At 64.0% G+C, this 7,751-nt stretch carries 10 protein-coding genes; 4 read left to right on the top strand and 6 right to left on the bottom strand.

What is annotated here, in order from left to right; genetic code table 11:
• From EN994_RS10630 to EN994_RS10645, 4 genes are all read left to right on the top strand, one after another.
• A partial coding sequence (locus EN994_RS10630; protein ID WP_164745865.1) for an ABC transporter permease occupies nucleotides 1-731 on the top strand: 731 nt, incomplete at its 5' end.
• Between the two features lies 1 nt (nucleotide 732).
• Nucleotides 733-1,872, top strand: a complete 1,140-nt coding sequence (locus EN994_RS10635; RefSeq protein ID WP_063170042.1) for an ABC transporter permease — start codon at nucleotides 733-735, stop codon at nucleotides 1,870-1,872.
• Between the two features lie 9 nt (nucleotides 1,873-1,881).
• On the top strand, nucleotides 1,882-3,549 hold the full coding sequence (locus EN994_RS10640) for an ABC transporter ATP-binding protein (RefSeq protein ID WP_063170043.1): 1,668 nt from the start codon (nucleotides 1,882-1,884) through the stop codon (nucleotides 3,547-3,549).
• Between the two features lie 19 nt (nucleotides 3,550-3,568).
• Entirely contained in the window at nucleotides 3,569-4,939 is a 1,371-nt protein-coding gene (locus EN994_RS10645) for an alpha-glucosidase/alpha-galactosidase (RefSeq protein ID WP_063170044.1), read from the top strand.
• A 5-nt stretch (nucleotides 4,940-4,944) separates the two neighbouring features.
• Here the strand turns inward: EN994_RS10645 and yacG are convergent, their stop codons facing one another.
• From yacG to hisD, 6 genes are all read right to left on the bottom strand, one after another.
• Nucleotides 4,945-5,142, bottom strand: coding sequence for a DNA gyrase inhibitor YacG (yacG, locus tag EN994_RS10650; protein WP_013530195.1), 198 nt, complete (start codon nucleotides 5,140-5,142; stop codon nucleotides 4,945-4,947).
• Nucleotides 5,139-5,768, bottom strand: a complete 630-nt coding sequence (locus EN994_RS10655; RefSeq protein ID WP_013530196.1) for a Maf-like protein — start codon at nucleotides 5,766-5,768, stop codon at nucleotides 5,139-5,141. The genes yacG and EN994_RS10655 overlap by 4 nt, the downstream gene beginning before the upstream one ends.
• 21 nt (nucleotides 5,769-5,789) lie before the next feature.
• Complete coding sequence (infA, locus tag EN994_RS10660; protein WP_006200926.1) at nucleotides 5,790-6,008, bottom strand: translation initiation factor IF-1; 219 nt, start codon at nucleotides 6,006-6,008, stop codon at nucleotides 5,790-5,792.
• A gap of 87 nt (nucleotides 6,009-6,095) precedes the next feature.
• The gene (locus tag EN994_RS10665) at nucleotides 6,096-6,566 is read right to left on the bottom strand and encodes a low molecular weight phosphatase family protein (protein WP_013530197.1); all 471 of its coding nucleotides are present in this window, start codon (nucleotides 6,564-6,566) and stop codon (nucleotides 6,096-6,098) included.
• Complete coding sequence (locus tag EN994_RS10670; RefSeq protein ID WP_013530198.1) at nucleotides 6,554-7,039, bottom strand: UPF0262 family protein; 486 nt, start codon at nucleotides 7,037-7,039, stop codon at nucleotides 6,554-6,556. Before EN994_RS10670 ends, EN994_RS10665 begins: the two co-directional genes overlap by 13 nt.
• Before the next feature lie 6 nt (nucleotides 7,040-7,045).
• A partial coding sequence (gene hisD, locus EN994_RS10675) for a histidinol dehydrogenase (protein WP_127307526.1) occupies nucleotides 7,046-7,751 on the bottom strand: 706 nt, incomplete at its 5' end.

Genomic DNA, 7,751 nt, shown 5'->3' on the forward strand with positions numbered 1-7,751 from the left:
ACAACAAACCGGTCGCCGATGTGGTCGGAGAGCGCCTGCCGCGCACGCTCCTTCTGGCGCTGGTCTGCCATCTGCTGGCCTCGGTGCTGGGCATCACATTCGGCATATGGGCGGCGACAAGGCAATACACCTGGATCGACTCGACACTGTCGGCCATCTCCTTCCTCGGCATGACGGTGCCGCGCTTCCTGATGGCGCTGATCATCGTCTATCTCCTGGTCTTCCAGTTCAACGTGTCTGAGATCGGCTCATTCTTCTCGCCGCAATATGGTGGTGCGCCGTGGTCGTGGGCCAAATTCGTCGACCTCGACAAACATGTCTGGCCGGTGGTGGCGATCGCCACTTTCGGCGGCCTCGCCTACAATATGCGCGTCATGCGCGGCAATCTGCTCGATACGCTGAACGCGCAATATGTCGAGACGGCAAGGGCCAAGGGGCTGACGGGTGCTGCCGTCGTCATGCGCCACGCCGTGCCCAACGCGCTGCATCCGCTCATCATGTATCAGGGCGTGGTGCTGCCCTATATGCTGACCGGCGAGATCGAGACGGCGATCATCTTCGCACTGCCGACCGTCGGCCCGGCGATCGTCGGCTCCATGGCTGTCGGCGACGTCTATGTCACCGCCACCTTCATGATGGTCCTGTCGGCGACGCTCATCGTCGGCAACATCATCGCCGACATGCTGCTCGTGCTGCTCGATCCGCGCGTGCGCCAGTTCGGGGAGCGTTGAGATGCTGGCGCGCGATCCATCCCCTCCACCGCTGCCTGCCGAAGGGCCCATCGTCGCCGAACCGGCGCATGGCAACGAAAGCTACATGGCGCTTGTCTGGCGCCGGCTGAAGCGCTCCTGGACCGGCATGGCCGGGCTCTGGCTCGTCGTGCTGCTGCTGGTGATGGCCGTATTCGCCGAATTCATCGCGCCAATGGACCCGAAGGTCACGGATGTCGGCTTCGCTCCGCCGCAGGTGCCAAGCTTCCATGACAGAGACGGCGGTTTCACCGCACGGCCGAGGGTCTATGCGCTGGCCGATTCGGCGGACCTCGATCCGGTCACTTTCCAGCCCGTCGTCGGCCCCGACTATGATCATCCTAGGCTGCTCGGTTTCTTCGTGCATGGCGCGCCCTACAAGCTGTTTGGGCTGCTGCCGGCGGACCGGCATCTGTTCGGCTCGCTGGACGGCCAGCCGGTGCATTTCCTAGGCACCGACAAGTTCGGCCGTGACGTGCTGTCGCGCGCCATCCACGGCTCGCGCGTCTCGCTGATGATCGCCCTGACGGTCGTCTTCATCATCACCGTCATCGGCACCACCGTCGGCATGGTTTCCGGCTATTTCGGCGGCAGGTTCGATGTCTGGATGCAGCGCTTCGTCGAACTGGTGCTCGCCTTCCCGCAGCTGCCGCTCTATCTGGCGCTGACGACACTGATCCCGGTCACCGCTCCCACCAACGTCTTCCTCGCTTTCGTCATCATCGTCATGTCGGCCTTGGGCTGGGCGCAGATGTCGCGCGAAGTGCGCGGCAAGACGCTGGCGCTGGCGCGGATCGAGTATGTGCGCGCCGCCATGGCGGTCGGCGCCACCGACCGGCGCATCATCATGCAGCACATCTTCCCCAATGTGATGAGCCATGTGATCGTCGCCGTGACGCTGGCGATCCCGACCGTGGTGCTGCTCGAATCCTTCCTCGGTTTCCTCGGCTTCGCCGTCAAGCCGCCGCTGATCTCGTGGGGCCTGATGCTTCAGGACACCGCGACCTATTCCGTCATCGGCACCTATCCCTGGATCCTGTCGCCGGTCGGTTTTGTGCTGGTCACCGTCTTTGCCTTCAACGCGCTGGGCGACGGCCTGCGCGACGCCGTCGACCCTTATTGAGGTGCTGAGATGTCCGTCGCGCTCGCCGAATCCTTCGCACCGATCGTCCGTCACGACCATGATGGACGCCAGGACCAGCCGATCATCGATGCCCGCAACGTCGCCGTGGCCTTCAAGGTGGAGCATGGCGTCGTCGAAGCGGTCAAGGACATCTCGTTCCAGCTCTATCGCGGCGAGACGATCGCCATCGTCGGCGAATCCGGTTCGGGCAAGTCGGTGACGGCGCGCACCGTCATGGGCCTGCTGTCACGGCGCGCCACGGTGTCGCCCGGCTCGAGCGTCTGTTATGACGGGCAAAACATCCTGAAATTTCCCGAGAGCGCCCGGCGCAAGCTGCGCGGCAACCGCATCTCGATGATCTTCCAGGAGCCGATGAGTTCGCTCAACCCGATCTATACGGTCGGCAGCCAGATCGTCGAGGCGATCCGGGTGCATCGTAAGGTCAGCCGCAAACAGGCTTGGGCGCGAGCGCTCGAACTTCTGCAGCACGTGCAGATTCCCGATCCTGCCGCGCGGCTCAGACAATACCCGCATCAGCTCTCGGGCGGGCAACGCCAGCGGGTGATGATCGCCATGGCGCTGGCCAACAATCCCGACGTGCTGATCGCCGATGAGCCGACCACGGCGCTCGATGTCACCGTCCAGGCGCAGATCCTGAACCTGATCCGCAGCCTGCAGAAAGAGCTGCGCATGGCGGTGATCCTGATCACCCACGACCTCACCGTGGTGCGCCAGTTCTCCGACTACGTCTATGTCATGCAGCATGGCGAAATGTGCGAGCACAACGCCACCGAACGGCTGTTCGGCGATCCGCGGCATCCCTATACGAGGCGGCTGCTGGCTTCAGAGCCGCACGGGCAGCCGAAGCCGCTGCCGGAGGGTTGTGGCACCATTCTCGAGGCCAGCGGCGTGCGCGTCTCATTCATGCTGCGCCACGGCACCTTTCTGAAACCCGACTGGCGCGAATTGGTCGCCGTCGACGATCTCAGCCTGAAACTCTGTCGTCATGAGACGCTGGGGCTGGTCGGCGAGTCCGGCTCCGGCAAGACCACCTTCGGCCAGGCCCTGCTCCGGTTGATCGACGCCAAGCGCGGCGAGATCCGTTTCGACGGCAAGCCGATCCACGGCCTGTCGCGGGCCGAGATGCGGCCGTTGCGCTCGCGCATGCAGATCGTCTTCCAGGATCCGTTCTCCTCGCTCAACCCGCGCATGACGATCGGCCAGATCATCGAGGAAGGGCTGATCGTCAACAGCATAGGGGCGACGCGGCGCGAGCGGGTCGAACGGGTGCGCGACGCGCTGGTCAGCGCCGGCATGCCGGGCGATATTCTGTCGCGGTTTCCGCACGAATTCTCCGGCGGCCAGCGACAACGGATCGCGATCGCCCGCGCCATAGCGCTCGAACCAGAATTCATCCTGCTCGACGAGCCGACATCGGCGCTGGACCTCTCCGTCCAGGCGCAGATCATCGACCTCCTGCGCAAGCTGCAGGACGAGCGCGGCCTCAGCTACCTCTTCATCTCGCACGACCTCAAGGTGGTGCGCGCGCTATGCCATCGCGTGATCGTCATGCAGAACGGCAAGATCGTCGAGCAGGGCCCCGTCGACGACGTCCTGTCCAATCCCAAGACCGCTTACACCGAACGGCTCGTCAGGGCCGCTTTCGATGTGGCCTGAACATATGCCGGAGGTTAGCATGGCAAGAAATCCCAAGATCACGTTCATCGGCGCCGGCTCGACGGTGTTCATGAAGAACATTGTCGGCGACGTGCTGCAGCGCCCGTCGCTGTCCGGCGCGACGATCGCGCTGATGGACATCAATCCGCAGCGGCTGGAAGAGAGCGCCATTGTCGTCAACAAGCTGATCGCGACGCTTGGCGTCAAGGCGAAGACCGAGACCCATTCGGATCAGCGCAAGGCGCTGGCCGGCGCCGATTTCGTCGTCGTCGCCTTCCAGATCGGGGGCTACGAGCCCTGCACCGTCACTGACTTCGAGGTGCCGAAGAAATACGGCCTGCGCCAGACGATCGCCGACACGCTCGGCGTCGGCGGCATCATGCGGGGCTTAAGGACCGTGCCGCATCTGTGGAAGGTGTGCGAAGACATGCTCGCCGTCTGCCCGCAGGCGATCATGCTGCAATATGTCAACCCGATGGCGATCAACACCTGGGCGATAGCAGAGAAATACCCTGAGATCAGGCAGGTCGGCCTCTGCCATTCGGTGCAGGGCACGGCAATGGAGCTGGCTGAAGACCTCGACCTTCCCTACGAAGGGATCCGCTATCGCTCGGCCGGCATCAACCACATGGCGTTCTATCTGAAGTTCGAGCATCGCCAGCCGGACGGTTCCTACCGCGACCTCTACCCAGATCTCGTGCGCGCCTATCGCGAAGGCCGCGCGCCCAAGCCCGGCTGGAACCCGCGCTGTGCCAACAAGGTGCGCTACGAGATGCTGACCAGGCTCGGCTATTTCGTCACCGAGAGCTCGGAGCATTTTGCCGAATATACGCCCTATTTCATCAAGGACGGCCGCCCGGACCTGATCGAGAAGTACGGCATCCCGCTTGATGAATATCCCAAGCGCTGCATCGAGCAGATCGAGCGCTGGAAGGGGCAGGCTGAAGCCTATCGCTCGGCCGATCGCATCGAGGTAGAGCAGTCCCGGGAATATGCCTCCTCGATCATGAATTCAGTCTGGACCGGCGAGCCGTCGGTGATCTACGGCAATGTCCGCAACAATGGCTGCATCACCTCGCTGCCTCGGGATTGCGCCGCCGAAGTGCCGTGCCTGGTCGATGCCTCCGGCATCCAGCCGACCTATATAGGCGAGCTGCCGCCGCAATTGACCGCGCTGATCCGCACCAACATCAACGTGCAGGAACTGACGGTGCGGGCTCTGATGACCGAGAACCGCGAGCACATCTACCACGCGGCGATGATGGATCCGCACACCGCGGCCGAACTCGATCTCGACCAGATCTGGTCACTGGTCGACGATCTCTTGGCCGCTCACGGCGACTGGCTGCCGGGCTGGGCGCGGGTGGCGCGCAAGACCGAGGCCGCCTGACGACCTCATTTCGGAGCGTCGGGATCCGTCTCTTCCTCGTCATCGCGGGCCTTGATGACATAGGCGCCCTTCAGCCAGCGGTTGAGGTCGATGTCCTTGCAGCGCGTCGAGCAGAACGGAAAGCTGTCGCGCGCCGAGGGCTTGCCGCATTCGGGACAGGGGCGCTTTGGGCGCAAGGGCGTGACTTTGGGATCGGAATTCACAGCCGGGTTCCCGCCAGCCAGCCGCCATGCACCTTGAAGCCTTCGCCGCTCAGCAGCGCGATGGTCTCATACAGCGGCAGCCCGACGATGTTGGTGTAGGAGCCGACCAGCTTGACGACGAAGGCGCCGGCGAGGCCCTGGACGGCGTAGCCGCCCGCCTTGCCGCGCCATTCGCCCGAGGCGATATAGGCGTCGATCTCTTCGCGCGGCAGCCGCTTGAAACGCACCCGCGTCTCGACCAGGCGCTGGCGCAGCTTGCCACCCGGGGTGATAAGGCAGATGCCGGAATAGACCCGATGCGAACGGCCCGACAACAGCCCGAGACAGTTGGCGGCGTCGTCGAGGGTTTCTGCCTTGGGCAGGATGCGCCGCCCGACGGCAACCACCGTGTCGGCGGCCAGCACGAAACCCGGCGCATAGTCGGCTTCGGTCTTCAGTGACGCAAACGCCTTTTCGGCCTTTTCCTTCGACAGCCGCTTGGCCAGCGAGCGCGGATGCTCGGCACGCAGCGGCGTCTCGTCGATATCGGCCGGCAGCACGCGGTCCGGCTCGATCCCGGCCTGCTGCAAGAGCTCGATTCGGCGCGGCGAACCCGAGGCAAGCACCAGCTTCTGCAAAATGCTCATCGCGGACCAGTCGGGCTTTGCTTACTTGAAACGATAGGTGATGCGGCCCTTGGTCAGGTCGTATGGCGTCATCTCGACCAGAACCTTGTCGCCGGTCAGCACGCGGATGCGGTTCTTGCGCATGCGGCCGGCCGTATGGGCGATGATTTCGTGTTCGTTTTCGAGCTTTACCCGGAACATCGCGTTCGGCAACAATTCCGTCACGACACCCGGAAACTCGAGGACTTCTTCCTTCGGCATTCGATACCTTTGCTTGGATGGTAGTTCCAGCACCCTGGCCGGAATTTCGGCGGAACCTATATGATAATCGTCCGCTTGTGAACACGCTTAATCCGTCGCGTTTTTTGCCTCTGGAAGCAAGAAACGTCGGCCTATGCGCACCTTCAGCCGCTCGCGGACGTCCCGGTACGCTGCCATGATCTGTTCGCGCGTGCCACCGGCGTCGGTCGGGTCCGGCGTCGGCCAATATTCGACCTCGACGGCGAGCGAGCGGGTGAGTTCGAGTGCGGCGTGGTGCGCTTCGGGTGCCAGCGTGACGATGAGGTCGAAATAGTCGTCCTCGAGATCGTCCATCGTCCTTGGGTGGCGCTCGCCCAGCGTGAGATCTTCTTCGGCCAGCACCGCATCGACGAACGGATCGCGCTCGCCGGCGCGAACGCCGGCCGAAGCGACAAAGACGGTGGCGGGCAGCATCCGGCGCGCCAGCTGCTCCGCCATTGGCGAGCGCACGGCATTCATGCCGCACAGGAACAGGATCGAACGGGGCAGGGCGCCGGGCGACAGGGCTAGCCCCGCCAGTGCAGCACGCAGACCAGCGTGAACAGCCGGCGCGCCGTATCGAAGTCGATGTCGATCTTGCCGGACAGCCGGTCCATCAGCGTCTGCGAACCTTCATTGTGCAGGCCGCGGCGGCCCATGTCGATCGCCTCGATATGGCTCGGCGTCGAGGAGCGGATGGCGTCGTAGTAGCTTTCGCAGATCATGTAGTAATCCTTGACGATGCGCCGGAGCGGCGTCAGCGACAGGATATGGGTGACGACGGCGGTGCCATCCTCGCGCGCCACGGCAAACACCAGCCGCTGCTCGGCCAGCGACAGTTTCAGCCGGTAAGGGCCGTCGCCGCTGTCATTGACGGGCTGGAAACTGTTCTCCTCGATCAGGTCGAAGATCGCCACTGCACGTTCATGCTCGACATCCGGCGTTGACCGGCCGATCGATTCATCGAGTTCGACATCGATCAGCCTGGCGCGGGTTTGATCGGGGCCAGACATCGCCGCCTACATGTTCAACCGTATGGCGACGGAGCGTCCATGCGCGTCAAGACCCTCCGCCTTGGCCAGCGCAATCGCCGCCGGCGCCAAGATACGCAACTGCTCCGGTCCAAGCTTGAGGATCGACGTGCGCTTGACGAAATCGAGCACGGACAGGCCGGACGAGAAACGCGCCGAGCGCGCCGTCGGCAGCACATGGTTAGAGCCGCCGACATAGTCGCCGATGGCTTCCGGCGTGTGGCGGCCGAGAAAGACCGCACCGGCATTGCGCATCCGCGACAGGAAGCCCTCGGCGTCGTCGATGGCCAGTTCGACATGTTCGGCGGCGATGCGATCGACCAGCGGCAGCGCGGCGTCGATGGTCGACACCTGGATCACGGCACCAAAATCGCGCCAGCTCGCCGCTGCCGTTTCAGCGCGTGGCAGGCTCTGCAACTGGCGCTCGACCGCCTGTTCGACCGCGATGCCGAAAGCCGGATCGTCGGTGACCAGGATCGACTGCGCCGAAGCGTCGTGTTCTGCCTGGGCCAGCAGGTCGGCAGCGATCCAGTTCGGATCGTTGCTGCCGTCGGCCACGACAAGCACTTCCGATGGCCCGGCGATCATGTCGATGCCGACGGTGCCGAAAACCTGGCGCTTGGCTGCCGCGACATAGGCATTGCCCGGGCCGACGATCTTGGCGACCGGCCGGATTGTCTCGGTGCCATAGGCG

The sequence above is a fragment of the Mesorhizobium sp. M7A.F.Ca.CA.002.09.1.1 genome (assembly GCF_003998555.1).
In the GTDB taxonomy this organism is placed as follows: domain Bacteria; phylum Pseudomonadota; class Alphaproteobacteria; order Rhizobiales; family Rhizobiaceae; genus Mesorhizobium; species Mesorhizobium ciceri.

Excerpts from the sequence above, each read along its gene's own strand:
- EN994_RS10635 (WP_063170042.1), top strand. The coding sequence starts at position 733 with ATGCTGGCGCGCGATCCATCCCCTCCACCGCTGCCTGCCGAAGGGCCC.
- EN994_RS10655 (WP_013530196.1), bottom strand. The coding sequence starts at position 5,768 with ATGAGCATTTTGCAGAAGCTGGTGCTTGCCTCGGGTTCGCCGCGCCGA.
- infA (WP_006200926.1), bottom strand. The coding sequence starts at position 6,008 with ATGCCGAAGGAAGAAGTCCTCGAGTTTCCGGGTGTCGTGACGGAATTG.
- EN994_RS10670 (WP_013530198.1), bottom strand. The coding sequence starts at position 7,039 with ATGTCTGGCCCCGATCAAACCCGCGCCAGGCTGATCGATGTCGAACTC.
- EN994_RS10640 (WP_063170043.1), top strand. The coding sequence starts at position 1,882 with ATGTCCGTCGCGCTCGCCGAATCCTTCGCACCGATCGTCCGTCACGAC.
- EN994_RS10645 (WP_063170044.1), top strand. The coding sequence starts at position 3,569 with ATGGCAAGAAATCCCAAGATCACGTTCATCGGCGCCGGCTCGACGGTG.